The 21684-nt window shown below is 62.8% G+C and carries 18 protein-coding genes; 13 read left to right on the top strand and 5 right to left on the bottom strand.

Going from position 1 to position 21684, the window contains the following annotated elements; translation table 11 throughout:
- Positions 1-65 precede the first annotated feature (65 nt).
- Entirely contained in the window at positions 66-3488 is a 3423-nt protein-coding gene (locus KF794_09650) for a hypothetical protein (protein QYK44057.1), read from the top strand.
- 15 nt (positions 3489-3503) lie between these two features.
- On the opposite strand, the gene fliP is transcribed toward KF794_09650, so the two are convergent.
- A complete protein-coding gene (fliP, locus tag KF794_09645; GenBank protein QYK44056.1) occupies positions 3504-4247 on the bottom strand; it encodes a flagellar type III secretion system pore protein FliP in 744 nt (247 codons plus the stop codon).
- A 2-nt stretch (positions 4248-4249) separates the two neighbouring features.
- The gene (locus tag KF794_09640; GenBank protein QYK44055.1) at positions 4250-5188 is read right to left on the bottom strand and encodes a flagellar biosynthetic protein FliO; all 939 of its coding nucleotides are present in this window, start codon (positions 5186-5188) and stop codon (positions 4250-4252) included.
- Between the two features lie 223 nt (positions 5189-5411).
- On the opposite strand from KF794_09640, the gene flgB reads away from it, so the two are divergent.
- From flgB to KF794_09605, 7 genes are all read left to right on the top strand, one after another.
- A complete protein-coding gene (flgB, locus tag KF794_09635; protein QYK44054.1) occupies positions 5412-5810 on the top strand; it encodes a flagellar basal body rod protein FlgB in 399 nt (132 codons plus the stop codon).
- Between the two features lie 9 nt (positions 5811-5819).
- Positions 5820-6230 (top strand): flagellar basal body rod protein FlgC, encoded by a 411-nt coding sequence (flgC, locus tag KF794_09630; protein ID QYK44053.1) that lies wholly within the window; start codon positions 5820-5822, stop codon positions 6228-6230.
- Between the two features lie 16 nt (positions 6231-6246).
- Entirely contained in the window at positions 6247-6555 is a 309-nt protein-coding gene (fliE, locus tag KF794_09625) for a flagellar hook-basal body complex protein FliE (protein ID QYK44052.1), read from the top strand.
- On the top strand, positions 6555-6818 hold the full coding sequence (fliQ, locus tag KF794_09620; protein QYK44051.1) for a flagellar biosynthesis protein FliQ: 264 nt from the start codon (positions 6555-6557) through the stop codon (positions 6816-6818). The genes fliE and fliQ overlap by 1 nt, the downstream gene beginning before the upstream one ends.
- Positions 6819-6836: 18 nt before the next feature.
- Positions 6837-7604: a flagellar type III secretion system protein FliR gene (fliR, locus tag KF794_09615; GenBank protein QYK44050.1), complete on the top strand. Its 768-nt coding sequence runs from the start codon at positions 6837-6839 to the stop codon at positions 7602-7604.
- A 12-nt stretch (positions 7605-7616) separates the two neighbouring features.
- Positions 7617-8702: a flagellar biosynthesis protein FlhB gene (flhB, locus tag KF794_09610; GenBank protein ID QYK44049.1), complete on the top strand. Its 1086-nt coding sequence runs from the start codon at positions 7617-7619 to the stop codon at positions 8700-8702.
- A gap of 62 nt (positions 8703-8764) precedes the next feature.
- Positions 8765-11308: a PAS domain S-box protein gene (locus KF794_09605; GenBank protein ID QYK44048.1), complete on the top strand. Its 2544-nt coding sequence runs from the start codon at positions 8765-8767 to the stop codon at positions 11306-11308.
- Here the strand turns inward: KF794_09605 and KF794_09600 are convergent.
- Positions 11305-13092, bottom strand: a complete 1788-nt coding sequence (locus KF794_09600) for an SLC13 family permease (GenBank protein QYK44047.1) — start codon at positions 13090-13092, stop codon at positions 11305-11307. The genes KF794_09605 and KF794_09600 overlap by 4 nt on opposite strands.
- A gap of 53 nt (positions 13093-13145) precedes the next feature.
- Positions 13146-13736 carry a 2-hydroxychromene-2-carboxylate isomerase gene (locus KF794_09595; protein QYK44046.1) on the bottom strand — a complete coding sequence of 197 codons (591 nt, stop codon included), beginning with the start codon at positions 13734-13736 and terminating at the stop codon, positions 13146-13148.
- Positions 13737-13827: 91 nt separating this feature from the next.
- Between KF794_09595 and KF794_09590 the strand changes: the two genes are divergently transcribed.
- Together KF794_09590 and KF794_09585 are read left to right on the top strand one after the other, a co-directional pair.
- A complete protein-coding gene (locus KF794_09590) occupies positions 13828-14553 on the top strand; it encodes an SDR family oxidoreductase (GenBank protein ID QYK44045.1) in 726 nt (241 codons plus the stop codon).
- A 36-nt stretch (positions 14554-14589) separates the two neighbouring features.
- Entirely contained in the window at positions 14590-15033 is a 444-nt protein-coding gene (locus KF794_09585) for an acyl-CoA thioesterase (GenBank protein ID QYK44044.1), read from the top strand.
- A gap of 18 nt (positions 15034-15051) precedes the next feature.
- Here KF794_09585 and KF794_09580 read toward each other — a convergent pair whose 3' ends face one another.
- Positions 15052-15672, bottom strand: a complete 621-nt coding sequence (locus KF794_09580) for a hypothetical protein (GenBank protein QYK44043.1) — start codon at positions 15670-15672, stop codon at positions 15052-15054.
- Positions 15673-16037: 365 nt separating this feature from the next.
- On the opposite strand from KF794_09580, the gene recA reads away from it, so the two are divergent.
- The 3 genes from recA (at position 16038) to KF794_09565 (ending at position 21679) form a co-directional block, all read left to right on the top strand.
- Entirely contained in the window at positions 16038-17132 is a 1095-nt protein-coding gene (gene recA / locus KF794_09575; GenBank protein QYK44042.1) for a recombinase RecA, read from the top strand.
- 347 nt (positions 17133-17479) lie between these two features.
- Positions 17480-20137 (top strand): alanine--tRNA ligase, encoded by a 2658-nt coding sequence (alaS, locus tag KF794_09570; GenBank protein ID QYK44041.1) that lies wholly within the window; start codon positions 17480-17482, stop codon positions 20135-20137.
- Positions 20138-20449: 312 nt separating this feature from the next.
- A complete protein-coding gene (locus KF794_09565; protein ID QYK44040.1) occupies positions 20450-21679 on the top strand; it encodes an efflux RND transporter periplasmic adaptor subunit in 1230 nt (409 codons plus the stop codon).
- Positions 21680-21684: the final 5 nt, after the last annotated feature.

The raw sequence follows: 21684 nt of genomic DNA, 5'->3' as shown, positions 1-21684 counted from the left end.
TCCTGCATTAACGCTGTTTGCCTAGGGTCTGCGCTGGAAGCAGCGGCGGAATAAACCGGGCAATCATGGTGGCGTTTCTCTCGAACAAACGGCGCGTCTGCGCCGCGGCTTTTACTGTCGCGGCGTTGTTTGTCGCGGCGGCTTTTGCTCCGCTTCGCGCACAGCAGCCGCAGGCGCTGGAGGCCGAGCTTTCGGCCACGATGGAGAATGGTTTCGCGCGGCTGATCTTCACGTTCCCGGAGGAAGTGAAGACGGAGGCGCGTTTCTCCAACGGCGTGCTCATCGTCCGTTTCGAACGGCCCGTGCGCGTGAAGCTCGATAGCCTGCAATCCGATTTGCGCGATCTCGTGCAGGTTGCCCGCGCCGATCCCGACGCGAAGGCGGTTCGTATTGCGCTGTCGCAGAAGGTCACGGTCAACACGATGGCGGCCGGCGAGAAGCTGTTCGTCGATCTCCTGCCCGAAAATTGGACAGGATTGCCGCCGGGATTGCCGCAGGACGTGGTGGATAATCTCTCGCGCCGTGCGCGCGATGCGGAAAGAGCGATCCGCCAAAAGAATGCCGTGCAAGAGAAGGCCTGGCAGCCGGTGAAGCTTCGCTTCGCACAGGCGCCCGCGTTTTCGCGTTTTGCGTTCCTGCTAGGCGACCCCATGCAGATTTCCTACGAGCAGGACGGGCAGGAAATCCGCATTACCTTCGCCGCGCCGGTGCAGGTCGATCTCGGCGAAGTGAAAGCACTGTTGCCGCCGAGCGTCGCCGGTATCGAGACAGAGACCGATAACGGCACCGCCATCGTGCGCATGATCCTTGCGCCGAAAGCGACCGCGCGGGGTTTCCGCGAGCAGAGCCAGTTCATCGTCGATGTGACGCCGCCACCCGTGGAGAAGCCCGAGCCGGTGCAGGGCCAGACTCCGGAAGCGGACGACAAGAACGAACATATCGGTCAGCAACCTCCCGGTTATCCCGCGCAGGCTGCGGCTCCGCCGCCAGCGCAGCTTCCGCAACAACCGCAAAAACCGGCGGCGCCTGCCGCCGATGTTCCGCCTGCTGTCGCGAACGACGCGCCGCCAAAGGTCGAAATGCCGGAGAAGGCGGCCGACCGGCAAGGAGCGGATGACAAGACGGTGATGGTCGCGTTGACGGCGACCAACAGCGGCGTGCGGCTCGGCTTTCCCTATCTCGATGCTCCCGCCACCGCGATCTTCCGGCGTGGCGAGTGGGTCTGGATGATTTTCGATTCCGGCAACGCGATCTCCTTGCGCGAACTGCTCGAGGACAAGAGCCGCGTGTTCGCCGAAGTTTCCGTGGTCGATTTGCCGGGTGCGAAAGCGGTGCGTTTGCGGCTCCTGCGTAACTGGCTGGTCAGCGCGGAAACCGACGGCAAGGCTTGGACCGTGTATTTCGGGGACGCGATGATCGGCGCTGCGCGTCCGCTCAACCTGCGGCGTATTCCGGGCGCGATTGGCGCAGCGCTGGCCTTTCCGATGGAAGCCGCTGCGAGCGGTACCTTGCACCGGCTGAAAGATGAGGCGACCGGGGACGAGCTTCGTATTCTCACTGCGCGCGCGCCTGCGCGCGGTGTTCTGCGCGAGCAAAACTATGTCGAATTCCGCGTGCTCGCTTCCGCGCAAGGCATCGCAGTGGTGCCGCTTGCAGACGACCTCGAAATCGAAGTGAAGCAGGATCTCGTGGTGATTGGCCGTCCGAAAGGACTTGCGCTCTCGACGCCGCCGCGTGCTGCCCCTTACCGCGAAGATCGCACCGACACGTCGCCGTTGAATGCGACGCTGTGGGAAGCCGAGCGCAACCGGCGTTTCCGCGAGCGCGAGGCGGAGCTTTCGTTGCTTGCCGCCGAAGCGCAGCCGCAACAGCGGGTCGAGCTGCGCATGGCGCTCGCTACGTTCTATCTCGCGAACGGTTACGCAGCCGAAGCCAAGGGCACGCTGGACTATATCGTGCGCGAAGACTCCAAAACGCCGCTCAGCTCGCGTTTCTACCTTCTGCGTGCGTTGAGCGAATTGATGCTGCACCGTCCGGCGCAGGCGGCCAACGACCTGATGCATTCGGAAGTGAAGGATACGCAGGATGCCGCGCTGCTTCGCGCCATTGCCTTCGCGGAGATGGGTGACTGGAGCGGCGCGCGCGAGAATTATCGTGCCGGACTTGCTGGATTGAAGCTGCTGCCGGTCGATTTGCAGCGGCGCGTGCTGTTCTCGGCACTGCGTTCGGCCATCGAAGTGCGGGACTTTCAGGAAGCGGGCCGCTTGATCGCCGACATTGAAACCGTCGAAGTGCCCGACGATTACGCAAAGCAGTTCGCGTTGTTATCCGGGCGCTTTGCCGAAGGACTGGGCCGCATCGACCGCGCGTTCGCGCTTTACGATCTCGCGCAGCGCGGCGACACCGATATGTATACGGCAGAGGCCGCATTCCGGCAAATCGAACTGCGCTTTACGCGCGGCGAGTTCAATCGCGCGAAGGCCATCGACCGGCTGGAGTCGCTTGCATTCAACTGGCGCGGGGACCGCGTTGAACTCGAAGCCAATCGCTTGCTGGGGCGGCTGTATGTCGGTGAGGCGCGCTACCGCGAGGCATTCCGGCTTCTGGATCACGCGCTGCTCGCGCAAAACAATTCTCCGGTCACGCGAACATTCCATAACGAGATGGCGCTGGTGTTCGAGGATCTATTCCTGTCGGACAAGGCCGATGCGTTGCCGCCAATCGAGGCGCTCGCGCTCTATTACGATTTCTCGAAGCTGACGCCAGTTGGCCGCCGCGGCGACGAAATGATCCGGCGGTTGTCCGACAAGCTGGTCGCGGTCGATCTGCTCGATCAGGCTTCCGAGCTGCTGCAGCATCAGGTGGAGTTTCGCCTTACAGGTGCGGCACGCGCGCAGGTCGCGGCAAGGCTGGCAATCGTTCATCTCCTGAACCGCAAGCCGCAGAAGGCGGTCGCGATCCTCGCGGCCACGCGCCTCGCGGATTTGCCGCACGACCTTCGCGAAGGGCGGCTGCTGCTGGAGTCGCGCGCGCTGATGGATACCAACCGCTTCGATCAGGCGCTGGACATCATCTCCGGCCTGAAAGGGCCGGAAGCCGACCGGCAGCGTGCCGATATTTATTGGGGCGCGAAGCGCTGGCGCAAGGCCGGCGAAGCGATCGAGGCGATGCTGGCGGCGCGCACCGAGAGCGAAGCGCCGCTACAGGATTACGAGAAGAACGACATTCTACGCGCTGCGCTCGCCCATGCGCTTTCCGGAGAAGCGATCGGTCTGGACCGTTTGCGGGAGAAATATGCGGGCGCGCTTGAGGGGCCGGCCAAGGAATCCTTCGAGCAACTCACCACCAATCCCGGTCCGCGTTCCATTGCCGGTGCGGCGAAGGTGCTGGCGTCGGTCGATACGCTCGGCCTTTTCCTCAAGCTCTATCAGGCGAAATATCCGTCGGCGCCGCTGCCGCAGCGTAACGAGCAACTTTCGGCGCGATAAGGAAAGCGGGCTTCGCTACGTTCCGAAGCTCTGCACCAGCGAGCCTGCGACGAGGCTCCAGCCGTCCACCAGGACGAAAAAGATCAGCTTGAACGGCAGCGATACGATGACCGGGGGCAGCATCATCATGCCCATCGACATCAGTACCGACGCGATCACGAGATCGATCACGAGAAACGGCACGAACAGCAGAAAGCCGATCTCGAACGCGCGGCGCAGTTCGGAAATCATGAAGGCCGGGACGAGAATGCGGAGCGGCGTGGCTTCCGCCGTTTCCGGCTTCTGGTCGCGCGAGAGGTCGATGAACAGCGCGAGGTCTTTCTCGCGAACGTTCTTCAGCATGAACGCGCGGAACGGTTCTGCGCCTTTTTCGAATGCCTGCTGCGGCTGCATCTCGCCGGCGATGATCGGCTTGACCGCGGTGTCGTAGGCGGTCTGGAACGCGGGCGCCATCACGAACGCGGTGAGAAACAGCGCGAGGCTGACGATCACGGCGTTCGGCGGTGCGGTTTGCAGGCCGATGGCGGTGCGCAACAGCGACAGCACAACCACGATGCGGGTGAAGCTCGTCACCATGACGAGGATCGCAGGCGCGAGCGAAAGCACGGTGATCAGCGCGATCAGTTGAATCACGCGCTCGGTCGTGCCCGCGTTGTTGTTGTTGCCGAAGGTCAGGCTGATGTCCTGTGCGCCCGCCACGCCCGCGAAAGCGAGCAGTGCGATCCCTGCGAACAGTGCAACGAGGCGGGCACGGGACATTCTCAGTTCTTCTTTCCGTCCTGACCGAGGAGGCTCGCCATTTCGGCCTCCAGGCTGTCGAAGACATTGTCTTTGCTGGAGCCTGCGGGCGCAGGCGCGGCCGTTGCAGGACGGGGAGCGGGCGGCATGGGTCGCGCCGGCGCTGCCGGCGGCCGCGGGCTGCCAGCCTGCGGCATCATCGGCTTGGTCGGTGCAGGGGCAGGAGAGGCGGGAGCCACGACAGGCGGAATGACCTGCGTGGGCGCGGGCTGCGGGGCAGGCGTCGAAGGCGGCGTCGCCGGTTTGCGAAGTGCAGCCTCGAGGCGTTGCGCCATGTCGGCGTATTGAGGATCGAGCTTCTGTTGTTGCGCGCCGGGTGCAGCGGGCACCATCGGCGGAGGGGCCATCGGCGCGGGAGCGGGCGGCAACGGCGAAGCGGCAGCCGGAGGCGGAGCCATCGGGCGCGGCGGCGGAGGAGCCATCGGCGCGGGCGGAGCGGCGCGCTGCGGCATGGGCGGGGGCGGAGAATAAGCGGCCGGCTGCGGACGCGGCGCCGGTTCCTGAATCATGTCGGGTTCGGGGACCAGCGAAGGTTCGGGCAATTCCGGCTCGACGGCCTGCATGCGCGCTTGCGGCATCGGACGTCGTTCGGGCTGCGGCATCGCAGCTGCGCCGCCGCGGACGATGTTCGTCTCCACGACCACGTCGGTCGGGCCGCCGATCATGATGAGGTGTTCGGCGTTGTCGCGCCGGATCAGGACGAGGCGGCGCTTGGCGTCCACGGCGGCGCTGTCCAGCACGCCGAGGCGCGGCTGCCGGCCACGGCCACCGCCGGAGGAAGGCAGCCGCCCGCTGCCGAAACGGCGGAACAGGAGCGCCATAATGCCGATCAGCGCGAGTACGCCAACGAAGGCCACCGCGAAGATGAGAATCTGGTTGTCGCCGAAGATCGATTTCAACATGTACGCGCCCCTTCCTTAACGGGCAGGCAAAAAATGCCGCCCCTATGCCTAATAAATCGTTAACGCGGGGTCCCGAACAGCCCGAAAAACGCGGCTTTCCTTGGGCCTTCAGCGGGCCGGACTTGCCGCGCGGGCCGGTTTGGTTAACGCGTTAACCAGCCCTTAACCATAAACCCGGCAAGACTTGCCTGCTGGTCCAATCCGGATACTGGGGCTTTTCGTCATGTCGGTCGGCGATCTTCCGCTGCTTTCGATGCTGAAATCGAAGATGCGCTGGCTGGAAGCGCGCCAACGCCTGCTATCGGAGAACGTCGCCAATGCCGAGACCCCCGGCTATCGCGGGCGCGACCTGAAAGTGCAGGACTTCGGCCGCCAGTTGCAGGCGGCAACCTCGGTGCAGGTGGCTGCGACCCAGAACGGGCACATCAACGGCATTAGCGGCGGTGACCCGTCTTTCGCATCCGACCGCTCGCAGCCGTTCGAGGTTACGCCGCGCGGCAATTCCGTCTCGCTCGAAGAAGAGATGATGCGGATCGCGCAGAACCAGACCGATCACCAGACCGCGGCGGCGCTCTACTCGCGCACGCTCGGTCTTTTCAAAATCGCCATCGGCAGGAAGTGAGGGCAGGTCATGGACTTCATGCGCTCCATTTTTATCTCGGCCACCGGCCTGCGGGCGCAGTCGGGCCGCATGCGGATCATCGCGGAGAACATCGCGAACGCGAACTCGACCGCGAACGCTCCCGGCAACGATCCTTACCGCCGCCGCATTACCACGTTCCAGACCCGCTTCGACCGCGAATTGCAGGCGACCGTCGTCAACATGGGCAACGTGCGCACGGACCAGAGCGACTTCACCGTGCGCAACGAGCCGGGTCACCCCGCCGCCGACCCGCAGGGCAACGTGAAGTATCCGAACGTCAATCCGCTAATCGAAACGGTGGACATGCGCGAGGCGCAACGCTCTTACGAAGCGAACCTCAACGTCATCACCGCCACGCGCCGCATGATCGCGCGCACCATCGAAATCCTCAAAGCGTAAGCCGGGGGCATAACGCATGACCACGCCGACAATCGCCGCCAATGCCTATGCCGCGCTCCAGCGCGCGGCGACCGGGCCGATGCAGGGACCGAAAGCCAACGCGAACGACGGTTCGTTCGGCTCGATGCTGCAAAACGCGCTCGGCGACTTCCAGAACAAGATGCAGGCCGCCGACGCGAAGATGGTGGCCGCCACCAACAACAAGGGCGATCTGGTCGACGTCGTGACCGCGGTCGCGGAAACGGAAGTCGCGGTGGAAACGCTGGTTTCGGTGCGCGACCGCATGATCCAGGCTTACGAAGAAATCATGAGGATGCCGATCTGATGAATGGCCCCGAAGTTCTCGACGTTGCGCGCGATGGCATCTGGACGCTGTTGCTGGTGGCCGGTCCACTGATGATCGTGGCGCTGGTCGTCGGCGTCGTCATTTCGCTGTTTCAGGCGTTGACGCAGATTCAGGAAATGACGCTGGTATTCGTGCCAAAGATCATCGCGATCTTCGTCGCGCTCCTGATTGCGCTTCCCTTCATGGGCGATTTGCTGAACGGCTACATGGGCCGCATCGCTACCCGCATCATCTCCGGCTAGTTGCGCGAAGGCCGCGTCGTGACCGTCAATATCTCTTTCCTTCCCGGTCTGGCGGCGACCTTCATCCTGATGTTCGCACGGCTCGGCACGATGACGATGCTGATGCCGGGGATCGGCGAGCGCGGTATCCCGACGCGCATTCGTCTAGTCATTGCATTATTGCTGACACTGGTGCTGCTGCCGATCTATCGCGCGAATTATCCGGCGTTGCAGGGCACGAATTATGTGCCGCTGGTCGGCGTGCTGATTCAGGAAGTCATCATCGGCGCGGTGCTTGGTCTTACCGCGCGTATCACGCTGTCCGCACTGGAAGTCGCGGGCGCGACCATCGCCAACCAGCTCGGCCTCGGCTTCGCGACCGCCGTCGACCCCAATCAGGGCCAGCAGGGCATGATGATCGGCAATCTGTTGGGGATGCTCGGCGTCACACTGATCTTCGCCACCGACCTGCATCATCTCGCCATCGGCGCGCTGGATCAAAGCTACACGCTGTTTCGTCCCGGCGAGATTCTCCCGACCGGGGAGGCGACGCAGCTGATGGTGACCATCGTCGGCGGCGCGTTCAAGATAGGCCTGCAACTCGCCGCACCGTTCCTTGTGTTCGGGCTGCTGTTCAATCTCGGCCTCGGACTCCTTGCGCGGCTGATGCCGCAGTTGCAGGTGTTCTTTCTCGGCCTGCCGCTCTCGATCATGATCGGTTTCGCCATGCTCGGCGCTTTCATCGGCGCGGCGATGCTCGTCTTCCTCGGCCATCTCGAAACCGTGCTGCTTGGCATCGTCCGGTAAAGGCAGGGCGCGATGGCGGAGAGCGAAGGGCAAGATACCGAAAAGTCAGAAGACCCAACCGCAAAGCGGCTGGAAGACGCGATCAAGCGCGGCGATGTCGCCAAGAGCCAGGAGGTCAATACCTGGTTCCTGCTGCTCGGCGGTACGCTGGCGTTGTTCATGTTCGGCGGTTCGGCGGCGAACAAGCTGGCGGTCGCGTTTCGCGACGTGCTCGGCAACCTGCATCTCGCCAACGATCTTACGATCGTGCTGCACATCATATTCAGGGTGCTCGGCCAGACACTGATCGCGATTGGTCCTGTGCTCGCGATTCTGGTCGTCGCCTGCATTGCAGGCAGCGCGATCCAGCACCGTCTGCTCTGGACTACGGAGCCGCTCGCGCCGAAGCTGAACCGCATTTCGCTGATCTCGGGCGCAAAGCGCATTTTCTCGAAGCACGCGCTTGTGCAGTTCGTGAAAGGCCTGCTTAAGCTCGCCATCGTCGGCTCGGTGATTTACGCGGTCGGCGCTTCGGAAGTGGAGCGCACGGGCCTGCTGATTCAAGGCGAGATCGGGCTTTCGCTGAGGGTCACCTTCATCCTCGCGCTGAAGATTATGGCGGGGGTCACCGTCATCATGGCACTGATCGCGGCCGCCGATTATTTGTGGACCAAGCACGAATGGTATGAGCGCCAGCGCATGTCGGTCCGCGAAGTGCGGGAGGAATACAAGGAACAGGAAGGCGATCCGACCATCAAGGCGAAGCTGCGCCAGATCCGCCAGTCGCGGTCGCGCAAGCGCATGATGCAGGAAGTGCCGGGCGCGACCGTGGTCGTGATGAACCCGACCCACTTTGCGGTTGCGCTGAAGTACGAGCAGGGCATGGGTGCGCCGGTCTGCGTCGCCAAGGGGCAGGACAACATCGCGTTGAAGATCCGCGAAGTCGCGACCCGGAGCGGGGTTCCGGTGATCCAGAACCCGCCGCTGGCGCGCGCGCTGTTCAAATCGGTCGAGATCGATCAGGAAATCCCCACCGAACATTACAAGGCGGTGGCCGAACTCATCGGCTACGTCATGAAGCTGCGCAACGCCAAGCGCGACCCGCGTTACCGGAACTGATCGTGCGGGACGCGGGGGTTGCGGGGGTTGTCAGGGCGAACGGAATAACGGAAGGCTTGCCCATGGCCGGGCCGGAAAAGGACGAAGAACTGGCGGGCGTGGACCGCGCGCAGGCGACGGGAAGCGCCGGGCTGGTCCTGTTCGTGGCTGTTGCGCTGGTCGGCGCGACGGTCTCGCTCCTTTTCCTGGGGCGCGAGCAGGCGGAGCCTTACATCATCGCCGTGCTGGCGGGTCTTGCGGTCGCAGGCGTGTTCGCGCTGTTCGCTTACGCTTCCGGCATCGTGGAATTCGCCGGCCGCGCCAGCCGCAACGACCTGACCAAGGCGCTGGCCGACACGGGCAGCGATGGCGTTGCCATCGCCGACGCTTCCGGCCGCGTGGTCTATGCGAACCGCGCCTATCTGGAACTGACCGGGGCCGAGCATCCCGACGACGTGCGCCCGGTCGAGCGGCTTTTCACCAGCGACCCTACCGTCGCGGATGCGATCTACCGTCTGGCGCAGGCGGTGCGCGCCGGCCGTTCGCATGTAGAAGAAATCCGCGTGCCTTCCGAAACGGCGGATGGCGCGGCGCGCTGGTTTCGCCTGCGTGCTCGTCCGCTCGGCACCAAGGGCCGCCTCGCGCGCATCGCGGCGTGGACCATGGCCGACATCACGCGCGATCGCGAGCGGCAGGAAACGGCGTTCCAGTCGTTGCAGCAGGCAATCGACTTCCTCGACCACGCGCCCGCCGGATTCTTCTCCACCGACGAGAAGGGACGCATCGGTTACCTGAACGCGACGCTCGCGAACTGGCTCGGCTACGACATCGCGGAAATCGGCGGCGAAGGGATGCCGCTTACTTCTCTGGTGCAGGGCACTGGCGCGGCGTTGTTGCAAAACATCGTGCCGTCGCCGGGCGCGGCGCGCGTTGAAGTGCTCGACATCGACCTGCGCAAGAAGGACGGGACCAGTTTGCCGGTGCAACTGTTGCATCGCGTGGCGTTCGCGTCCGACGGTACGCCGGGTGCGTCGCGCACGCTGGTGCTCAACCGGCAGAAAAGCGGCGATGCCGCGGATGCGTTGCGCGCGGCGGAAGTGCGCTTTGCGCGCTTCTTCCATAGTTCTCCCGCCGCCATCGCGACCGTGGATCGCGACGGCAAGATCGTCAGCTCGAACGCGACCTTCGCGCAACTATTCGGCTCGGCGGTCGCCGGTGCGACGCAGCCTTCCGTCTTCGCGACGGTGGCGGCGTCGGAGCGCGGCAAACTAGAAGCATTGATGCGCGGCGTGCTGGAGAGCAAGACCGCGTCGAAGGAAGTCGAACTGCCGCTCGCGGTCGGCGAAGCACGCTTTGCGCGCTTCTTCGTGACGCCGGTGGACGAGTCGGCGGATGCGAACGAGGCGGCCATCGTTCACGCCATCGACACCAGCGAAGAAAAGAAACTGGAAAACCAGTTCGCGCAGGCACAGAAGATGCAGGCCATCGGCGAGTTCGCCGGCTTCATCGCGCACGACTTCAACAACGTCCTGACAACGATGATCGGCAACGCGAGCCTGTTGCTGGTCAAGGTGCGCCCAACCGATCCGGGTTTTCAGGAACTGAACCAGATCCGGCAATACGGCACGCGCGCGGCGGCGCTGGTACGGCAACTGCTTGCATTCGCGCGGCGCGAGACGCTGGTGCCGGAAATGCTCCATGTCGGCGACGTGGTGTCCGATCTTTCCACGGGCCTCCTGCGCCGCGTCGTCACCGAGAAGGTCAAGATCGAAACGAATTACGGCCGCGAGCTTTGGCCGATCAAGGCGGACATCAACCAGCTAGAGCGCGTGCTCATCAACCTCGCTGCGAATGCCCGCGATGCGATGCCGGACGGCGGTGAACTCAGCATCCGCACCGTGAACGTGAATAAAGAGCAGGCCGCACACTTCTCGCACGAAGGCATGCCACCTGCGGAATATGTGATGATCGAAGTGTCCGACACGGGACACGGGATTGCGCCGGAAGCCATCGGCAAGATCTTCGAGCCTTTCTTTACTACCAAGGAGAAGAACAAGGGCACCGGTCTCGGCCTTGCGGCGGTGTACGGCATCGTCAAGCAATCCGGCGGTTACATCTATGCGCTGAGCCAGCCGGGCAAGGGCGCGACGTTCCGCATCTTCCTGCCGCGCTACATTCCGACTGAGGCGGAGGTGATCGCGGCTCGCGAAGCGGCGACCGTGAAAGCGGGCGGCGACGATGCGAAGCCGCAGAATCTCACCGGACGCGGCACCATTCTTCTGGTCGAGGACGAGGATGGCGTGCGCCGCTTCGCGTCCCATGCGCTTTCCATGCGCGGTTTCACAGTGCTGGAAGCGGCGGATGGCGAGGAAGGCCTCGAAATCGCAAAGCGTGAGAACGGCAATATCGACCTCATCGTCTCCGACGTGATGATGCCGGTAATGGACGGCCCGACCATGCTGAAAGAAATCCGCAGCGCAGGCATCACTACAAAAGTGATGTTCGCTTCCGGTTATTCGGAAGGGCTGGCCGCGCAGTTGCCGGGCGAGGAGTTCGCATTCCTGCCCAAGCCGTTCGACCTTACCGCGCTGGTTTCCGCGGTGAAGGAACAGTTGCAGCAGAGCTAGCGCGCAAGCGGCCAGAACAACGCGATCAGCGGCGTTCCCGCGGCGAGCACCAGCAGCGAAAGCGGCAGGCCGAGACGCCAGTAATCGCCGAAGCGATAACCGCCCGGTCCCATCACCAGCGTATTCGACTGATGCCCGATGGGCGTGAGGAAATCGCAGGCCGCGCCGATGGCGACCGCCATCAGGAACGGATCGGCGGAGTAGCCGAGCTTCTGCGCGAAGCTCGCCGCAATCGGACCCATCACCAGCACGGTCGCGGCGTTGTTGAGGAACGGCGTCACCGCCATCGCTGCGAACATGATGAAGGCAAGCGCCCAAGGTCCGGAGATGTAATTCCCCGCCTGCGACAGCAGCCCGGCGATGATCTCCGTGCCGCCGGTGGTGCGCAGCGCGTCTGAAACCGGAATCAGCGCGCCAATCAGAATGAGAATGGGCCATTCTATCGCGGCATAGGCTTCTTTCAGCGAGATCGAGCCGAACAGGATCAACAGCGTTGCCGTTCCGAAAAAAGCGATTGCGATGGGAAGGTGGCCGAGCGCGACCAGTATCATCGCGCCTGCAAGCAACGCGATCGGCAATATGCTGCGCCGGGTATTACCAAGCGGCATGCTGCGCTCTGCTAGCGGCAGCAGACCTAGTTCGCCCAGCGCCTCCGGCATTTCCGAGAGATTGCCGCGCAGCACCACGACATCGCCCGTGCGGAAACGCATGGAGCGCAATTGCGAAGTAAGCCGCGTACCGGCACGGCTTGCAGCTAACAGTGTAAGGCCATGCCGGTGATAGAGGCGCGTCTGCGCAGGCGTGGAGCCTGCGAGCGGAGAGCCTTCGCTGACCACCGCTTCCATGACCCCGATGTCGTCGGAGGGCGTATCCGACTTCTTCGAACTGCGCTTCTTGTCGGCGACGAGTTTCAGCTTCGCATCGGAGACAGCCCTCTCCAGCGCATCCGGTTCGCCTTCGAGCAGCAATACGTCATAGGCACGCAGTTCGGTGTTTTCGGTGGGAACATAACGCCGTCCGCCTTTGCGGAAGATGATCAAGACTTCCACTTCGCCGTTGGACAGTTTCTCCAGTTGCCCGACGGTCTTCCCGACCGTTTCGGTTTTCGGCTCGACGCGCGCTTCCGTGGTGTAGCCTTCGAGGTTAAACGCCGCTTCGATGGATGCGGCACCCTTGCGGTTGCGGGGCAGAAGCCTCCAGCCGACCGCAAGGAAGGCGAGGCCAAGCAGCGTCAGCACGATGCCGACTGGAGTGAAGTCGAACATCGCGAAAGGCTTGCCGGTGATTTCCTCGCGGACCCGCGACACCAGAATATTCGGCGAAGTTCCGACCAGCGTGACGATGCCGCCGAGCAGCGAGCCGAACGCCATCGGCATCAGCAATGCGGAAGGCGAAGTTTCGGTACGTCTTGCAAGTTGGAATGCGACCGGCATCAGCATTGCGAGCGCGCCGATGTTCTTCACGAAGCCGGACAGGGCGGCGACGCTCGCCGACAGGACGAATACCTGCACGGTAGGCGAGGTCATGTGGGCAGAGATGGGCTTCAGCAGTCGCTCGACGATGCCTGAGCGCGCGACGGAAGCACTTACCACCAGTGCGGATGCGATGATTGCGATGATGTCGTCGGAAAAACCGGAGAAGGCTTTGTTCGCGGGGACGATGCCGATCAGCACGGCAACCAGCAGGGTCACCATCGCCACCAAATCGTAGCGGTAACGTCCCCAGACGAACGCTGCCATCATCAGCCCAATCAGGCCGAAGGCGGCACCTTGCTGCCATGTCATGAAATTTGCCCCGGAGTAGCGTAGCCCGCGCGGATAACGCGCGAGCTGCCGCACTAGTTCCGCAGCGCTGCCTCGACGAAATCCAGCCGGTCCTGCCCGAAGAACATTTTATCGCCGACGAAAAATGTGGGAGCACCGAATACGCCGCGTTGTACCGCTTCTTCGGTGTTGGCGCGTAGCGTATCCTTTACGCCCTGATCTTCGATCGCGGCCAGCATCTGTTTCGGGTCGTAACCGGCTTTCGCGAGCACGGCACCGACGACCTGCGGATCGTTCATGTTCTGTGGCTCGACCCACATGGCATGGAAGATTGCATCCACATAAGGGCCAAGCTTGCCGTCGCGCTGCATCGCGACCGCGCCGCGCATCAGCATCATGGTGTTGATGGGGAAGTTCGGATTGTGTTTGAAGGGCACCCCATAGCGTTGCGCAAACGCTTTCAGGTCGCCGCCCATCCATTTCGACTTTGCCGGAATGAATGCGGGCGACTGATTGCCGGTCGCCTTGAATACGCCGCCCAGCAGCATCGGCCGGTACAGAACTTCCGCGCCGGTTTCTTTTGCGATGCGGGGCATCTGCGTATGCGCGAGATAAGTGGTAGGGCTGCCGAAATCGAAGAAGAATTCGAGACGCTTCACTTTCATCCTCCCGCAAACGCATGGCTGTTCTTACCGCCATTTGATTGACAGGTTCCGGCGCGGCCAGCACCGTGTCAAGAAAGTCCGGGGAGCAAACATGGCCGACAAGGTCGCGCTGGTGATCGGCGCGGGTGACGCTACGGGCGGTGCGATTGCGCGGCGTTTCGCACGCGAAGGCTATGTCGCCTGTGTCACGCGGCGGCACGCCGACAAGCTGGAACCGCTGGTCAGACATATCGAATCCGAAGGCGGGCGGGCGCGCGGCTTCGGCAACGATGCGCGAAAAGAAGACGAGATGGCCGCGCTGTTCGAGGAGATCGAGCGCGATATCGGCACCATCGAGGTTGCGGTCTACAACATCGGTGCGAACGTGCGTTTCCCGATCCGCGAAACGACGTCGCGCGTATTTTTCAAAGTATGGGAGATGGCCTGTTTCGGCGGCTTCCTGATGGGGCGCGAAGCGGCCAAGGTGATGGTGCCGCGCGGCCGTGGCACGATCATCTTCACCGGCGCGACCGCGAGCGTGCGCGGCAGTGCCGGCTTCGCGGCTTTCGCTTCCGGCAAACATGCGCTGCGTGCGGTGGCGCAGAGCATGGCGCGCGAACTGGGACCGGAGGGCGTGCATGTCGCGCATGTCGTGATCGACGGCGCCATCGATACCGCGTTCATCCGCGAGATGTTTCCGGAGCGCTATGCGCTGAAGGAAAACGACGGAATTCTCCAGCCCGACCAGATTGCGGAGAACTACTGGTATCTCCACAACCAGCAACGCAGCGCATGGACGTTCGAGATGGATCTCAGGCCGTGGATCGAGAAGTGGTAATTGTCGCTGTCTGCGGCTTCGCGTAAATAACAGCCCATGCAACGCAAGGACTTCTGGCACTTCACGCCGTTCCGTGTCCGCTATTACGAGGCGGATGCGCAAGGCATTTTATTCAACGCAAATTACCTCGCCTATTTCGATACCTGTATCGTCGAATATTTGCGCGACCTGCCGTTCGATTGGCATGCGGAGAAGGCGAAGCACAATACGGATTTTCACACCGTGCGCGCACTGGTCGAGTACGCGGCGCCGGTGCGCTACGACGAGCAGATCGAGATCGGCACGAAGATCGAGAAGCTCGGCCGATCCTCGATGACATTCAAATTCGCGCTGTTCGGGAAGGGCGAAGACAACGTGCGCTCGACCGGCGAAGTGGTGTGGGTCAATGCGGACCAGTCCACGCATAAATCGGCCCCGCTGCCGGACGTGCTGCGCGAGCGCATCAATAAAAAAGAAAAGCTGTCTGAGCCGGCCGCCTGACCGGGAGAGGCCGGGGCTTTATTCTATTCCGGAAATCTCCACCGCGCGGCCCTTGTTGCCGATGATGTGCGTTTTATCCTTGTCGCAGTCGAAATCCTTCGCGAGTTCGTCGGCAGCCTTTTGCGCGAGCGCGTTCGGATTTTCGTTCGCGCGCACGTCGATATAGGCGACGTGGCAGGCTTTCCCCGGCGGAATGCGCGTGACGACCAGCAGCCCGGCGCTGCGCGGCTGGATGTCCTTTTCCACGGCATCGTTATCCGTGAGCAACCAGCGCTGGATCGTGGCGAAGGGCTTTTTCGTTTTTGCGTCGATACGCCATTCGAGATTGTCGTGGACCGCGTTGAACGGCGAGAAGCCTTGTTCGTAAGCACGCTGGTCGCTCGCGTGTTTGCGGCTGGTGCCGATCGAGACGGTCGTGCGTAAATCGCCTTCGTCGATAAGCACGATGTAGCCGGGCAGGCCGCGGCAGGCGTAGGTCACGCCATGCTCTTCTTCCTCGACCTTGACGGCATTGACCTTGGTGCAGGTCTTCGGTGCGACGGAAGTGTATTGCGACGTATTCTGCGCGGCCGCGGGCGTCGCCGCTGCGAGCGCAAGCAGGGCAGAGGCGAGGAAGGTGGTGCGCAATTTGCCCGGCATCGGAATGCCCCTCGTTTTGCTTCTTCTCATGCGGGTTTCACCATAACAGCGGGGCGTCATTGTGCTGCGAGGGCGATTTTGAAGGGGGAGCGCCGTTCGTCCGCTCGCGGCAATCTGCCGGTTATTTCGAAAGAGGGCGTCCCACAGATAAAGAATCGGGAATTGCCGGGGTGCGGTACCGCGAGCCGGTTTCACGGCCCGGCGCATTAAGAGACCGCTAACCATAGGGGTTTTTCGCGTTCACGGCCCCATTAGAACGTATTGCGAACAGAGAACAAACAAGGTACATTGTCCTTGTTCTGTTCCAGAGGGGCAGGACCCTGAGAGGCGGCAGGGCCTCTAGGCAGCGGGACCGGGAGTCTCTTATGTCATCGCAAGCCCATCTCCGAGTCGTGGAAGGCAATTCCGTGGACAAATCCAAGGCGCTCGACGCGGCGCTTTCTCAAATCGAGCGTGCCTTCGGCAAAGGCTCGATCATGAAGCTCGGCAAGAGCGACAAGCCTGCCGGGGTGCAGGTCGTCTCCACCGGCTCGCTCGGCCTCGACATTGCGCTCGGCGTCGGCGGGTTGCCGCGCGGCCGTGTCATCGAAGTTTACGGGCCGGAGTCTTCCGGCAAGACCACGCTGGCGCTGCACACCGTCGCCGAAGCCCAGAAGCTCGGCGGTACCTGTGCCTTCATCGACGCCGAACACGCGCTCGATACGATTTATGCCAAGAAGCTCGGCGTCGATATCGAGAACCTGCTGGTGTCGCAGCCCGACGCCGGCGAACAGGCGCTCGAAATCGCCGATACGCTGGTGCGCTCCGGCGCGGTGGACGTGCTGGTGGTAGACTCGGTCGCCGCCCTCGTGCCGCGCGCCGAACTCGACGGCGAAATGGGCGACGTGCAGCCCGGTTCGCAGGCGCGCCTGATGAGCCAGGCGCTCCGCAAGCTCACCGGTTCGATCGCGAAATCGAACACGATGGTGATCTTCATCAACCAGATCCGCATGAAGATCGGCGTCATGTACGGCTCGCCGGAAACCACGACCGGCGGCAATGCGCTGAAATTCTATGCCTCCGTCCGCCTCGATATCCGCCGCATCGGCGCGATCAAGGAGCGCGACGAGGTGATCGGCAACCAGACCCGCGTGAAGGTGGTGAAGAACAAGGTCGCGCCGCCGTTCAAGCAGGTCGAGTTTGACATCATGTACGGCGAGGGCGTCTCCAAGATGGGCGAACTCATCGACCTCGGCGTGAAGGCCGGGGTGGTCGAGAAGTCCGGCGCCTGGTTCTCCTATGACAGCCAGCGCCTCGGGCAGGGCCGCGAGAACGCCAAGGCCTTCCTGCGCGAGAACCCGCAGATCGCGAACGTCATCGAAGCCGCGATCCGCTCCAATTCCGGTCTGGTCGCGGAACAGATCCTCGATCAGGCTGAAGATACCGGCGAAGACGACGCCGACGAAGCAGCCGAGGCCTGATGGCCTGCCGCCACTTCTCCGGGGTTTGACCGTTCGCCGGGTTCGTAGCCCGTCCCGGCAACGGTGGAGCCGACGCCCGTGATTGCCTCGCGGGAAGGCTGAAACCCCGATGGAAGCAGGCCCCGGTACTGCCCGGATCGCTGCCGCCTCAAGCGTTCCGGTTCATGGGCGCGGCCTTCTCGCTCCTAGGGCTTTCCCCGCCCCGGCGAGAGGCCGCGTCGCTCATTTCCGGCTTTTACGTTCCGGGGGTTTTCCGGCGGCATGGGACAGCCGCACCGCTCGACCCGGACGGCCCGCTCGGCTAGAGAACTGACCTCTTAGTCCTTCTCCGGCAAGCCTTTGAAATCATGAGCGGCGTCAACGAAATCCGGTCGACCTTTCTCGAGTTCTTCGCGAAGAACGGGCACGAAATTGTGTCCTCGTCGCCGCTCGTCCCGCGCAACGACCCGACGCTCATGTTCACCAACGCGGGCATGGTGCAGTTCAAGAACGTCTTCACCGGCGTCGAGAAGCGGCCATACAATAAGGCGACGACCTCGCAGAAATGCGTGCGCGCCGGCGGTAAGCACAACGACCTCGATAATGTAGGCTACACCGCGCGGCATCACACCTTCTTCGAGATGCTCGGCAACTTCTCGTTCGGCGACTACTTCAAGGAGCGCGCGATCGAGCTGGCGTGGACGCTGTGCACCAAGAACTTCGACCTGCCGAAGGACAAGCTGCTCGTCACGGTTTATCACACCGACGACGAGGCCTTTAACCTCTGGAAGAAGATCGCGGGCCTGCCGGAAAGCCGCATCATCCGCATTCCGACTTCCGACAACTTCTGGGCCATGGGCGACACCGGCCCCTGCGGGCCGTGCTCGGAAATCTTCATCGATCAGGGTGACAAGCTGCAAGGCGGCCCTCCGGGCAGCCCGGATGAAGACGGCGACCGCTTCCTCGAATTCTGGAATCTCGTCTTCATGCAGTACGAGCAGGTTACGCGCGAGCAGCGCATCGACCTGCCGCATCCGTCCATCGACACGGGCATGGGTCTGGAGCGTATCTCCGCGATCCTGCAAGGCGTCTATTCCAACTACGACACCGACCTGTTCAAGGCGTTGATCCGCGCCAGCGAAGAAGCGACCGGCGTAAAAGCGGAAGGCGACAATCGCGCGGCGCATCGCGTGATCGCGGACCATCTGCGTGCGTCCTCGTTCCTCGTTGCCGATGGTGTGTTGCCGTCAAATGAAGGCCGCGGCTACGTGCTTCGCCGCATCATGCGTCGCGCAATGCGCTATGCCGAACTGCTCGGCGCGAAAGAGCCGCTGATGTTCCGGCTGGTGCCTGCGCTGGTGCGTGAAATGGGTTCGGCTTATCCCGAACTCGTGCGCGCGGAGAGTCTGATTATCGAGACGCTCAAGCTCGAGGAAACCCGTTTCCGCAAGACGCTGGAGCGCGGCCTCGCCATGCTCGAAGAAGAGTCGAAACCACTAAAGAAGGGCGACAGCTTCAGCGGCGCAACTGCCTTCACGCTGTACGATACTTACGGCTTCCCGCTCGATCTCACGCAGGACGCGTTGAAGCCGCGCGGCATTTCCGTTGATACCACGGCGTTCGAAGCCGCGATGGAAAAGCAGAAGGCCAAGGCGCGCGAAAGCTGGAAAGGCTCGGGCGATGCGGCGACCGAAACGGTCTGGTTCGGCCTGAAAGAGAAACTCGGCGCGACCGAATTCCTCGGCTACGAAACCGAAACCGCCGAAGGCGTGGTCAGCGCGATCGTGAAGGAAGGCGCGGAAGTAAATTCGCTCAAGGCGGGCGAGGAGGGCGCAGTCATCCTCAACCAGACCCCGTTCTATGGCGAGAGCGGCGGTCAGGTCGGCGATACCGGCGTTCTCATCGGCGAGAAGGTCAAGTTCCGCGTCACCGATACGCAGAAGAAAGCCGGGGACCTGTTCGTCCACTTCGGAAAGGTCGAAGAGGGAACGCTCGAAGCCGGCAAACCGCTGGAACTGAAAGTCGATCACGCGCGCCGCGCGGACATTCGCCGCAACCACTCGGCAACGCATCTTCTGCACGAAGCGCTGCGTCAGGTGCTCGGCGATCACGTTGCGCAGAAGGGTTCGCTGGTTGCGCCCGACCGCCTGCGTTTCGACTTCTCGCACCCGAAGCCGATCACGCCGGAAGAAATGGCGAAGATCGAAGACATGGCCAACGATTACGTCCTGCAAAACTCCGCTGTTACGACGCGCGTGATGGCGCTGGACGATGCGCGCGCTTCCGGTGCGCGTGCGCTGTTCGGCGAAAAATACGGCGACGAAGTGCGCGTGGTCGCGATGGGCGATGCGCCCGGCAGCAATATGCTCGGCTGGTCGGTCGAACTTTGCGGTGGCACGCATGTGAAGCGTACCGGTGAAATTGGCCTCATCGCGGGCCTTGCGGAAAGCGGCGTCGCCGCTGGTGTGCGCCGCCTTGAAGCCTTCACCGGCGCGGGCGCGCGTCGCGCGCTTTCCGGCGACAGCAAAAAGCTCCGCGACGTGGCGGAAGCGATCAAGTCTCCGCTCAGCGAAATCGGCCACCGCGTCGAGCAGTTGCTCGACGAGCGCAAGAAGCTGGAGCGCGACCTGGCGGATGCGCGCAAGAAGCTCGCGATGGGTGGCGGTGGCAAGGACGCAGCCGCGGACGCGATCAGGAATGTAGGCAGCGTGAAACTGTTCGCGCGCGCGGTCGAAGGCATCGAGATGAAAGATCTCAAGAGCCTTGTCGACGAAGGCAAGAAGCAGGTCGGCTCCGGCGTTGTCGCAATTGTCGCTATCGCGGAAGACGGCAAGGCGGGCATCGTGGTCGGCGTTACGCCGGATCTCACGTCGAAGTTCAGCGCGGTCGATCTGGTGCGCAAAGGCGCGGAAGCGCTCGGCGGCAAGGGTGGCGGCGGCCGTCCGGATATGGCGCAGGCCGGCGGTCCGGACGGAACCAAGGCGAACGAGGCGCTGAAAGCCATCGAATCAGCAATCGCTGTCTGAGCTGGCGGGCCTGAACAGGTCAGCAGTGCTGCCCAAATTGTCATCGGGCTTTAACGCGACATCCGTCCGCAGCGCAGTTTTACGGGGTTCGTGGGAACGCCCACCTCGCTGCGCTTCCTAGTTAATACTCTAAGTTTTTCAATATTTTAGAGCTTGCGCAGGGGCATTTCTCGGCCCGTAAAACCATACCGTTCCTGCACAACCAGAAGTCATCGCCGTTGAAAATCGCCTATTTTTGCGCGTTGCAAAAATCGTGTGCGTCGCAATATAAATTTGGAGATGAACGAATCTTCAGAAAAGGATGCCCGTACAATGTCTGGAAACGTGTCGCCTAAGGCGGGACGGGTTGCGCTGACCTCCGCGTTATCCGCCGCTCTTTTGTCGATTGTCGTAGCCGGCTGTACCGAAAGCAAAAGCGCCCAGAGCCAAGTTCCTTCCGCGCCGGAGGAAGTGGGTATCGTTACGCTGGAAGCGGCGCCGCGCCCTTACATTCGCGAGCTGCCCGGACGCATCGCGCCGACGCGCATCGCCGAACTTCGTGCGCGTGTCGCCGGCATTGTCACCGCCCGCACCTTCGAGCAGGGCAGCATGGTGAATGCAGGAGATGTTCTCTATCACCTCGACCCCGCGCCGTATGAAGTCGAGCTGAGCGCTGCCGAAGCCGCGCTGAAAAAAGCCGAAGCGGTTCTCGCGCGAGAAGAATTGCAGATGCAGCGCATCGAAGCGCTGATCGTATCGCAAACCGCCTCGCAGGCGCAGCTTGAGAATGCGCGCGCCAATCTGCAACAGGCGCGCGCCGAAGTGCAGGCCCGCAAGGCGGATGTCGCGCGGGCGACCATCAATCTTTCCCATACCAAGCTGAAAGCGCCGATCAGCGGCCGCATCGGCTCCGCGCTCGTCACCGAGGGCGCGCTGGTCGGGCAGGGCGAAGCGACCCATGTCGCGACGATCCAGCAGTTGAACGTCGTCTATGCCGACTTCACGCAATCGGTCACCGAACTCAATCAACTTCGCCGCGCGCTGACGCAGGGCGATCTGGAAGCCGCAGGTCCGGAGGCCGTGAAGGTCCGTCTGGTTCTCGACAACGGCGAACTCTATCCGATCGAAGGCAAACTGCTGTTCTCCGATGCGCGCGTTGATCCGACCACCGGTCAGGTCACGCTACGCGGCGAATTCCAGAATCCGAATGGCGATCTGTTACCCGGCATGTATGTGCGTGTGCGCATCGTGCAGGGTGTTGACCCCGACGGTATTGCCGTGCCGCAGCAAGCAGTCCGCCGCACCGATACGGGCGACGCGGAAGTATTCGTATTGCGCGACGACAATCGCGCGGTGCTGCAACCGGTGCGGCTGGGCCGGACCGTGGATGATCTTTGGATCATCGAAAACGGGCTGAAGCCGGGTGACCGCGTTGTTGTGGATGGCTTCCAGAAGTTCGTCGCAGGCGATGTCGTTGCGCCGAGGCCGTGGGCACGGCTTGGTCAGTATATCGGCGAACTGCGCCGCGACGCGATGCTGAGGCCCAAGAACCCAATCCGCTGACGGAA

It is taken from the genome of Xanthobacteraceae bacterium (genome assembly GCA_019454205.1).
GTDB lineage: Bacteria > Pseudomonadota > Alphaproteobacteria > Rhizobiales > Xanthobacteraceae.
The sequence above is the reverse complement of the archived record's forward strand: the minus strand, read 5'-3'. Positions and strand labels throughout refer to the sequence as shown.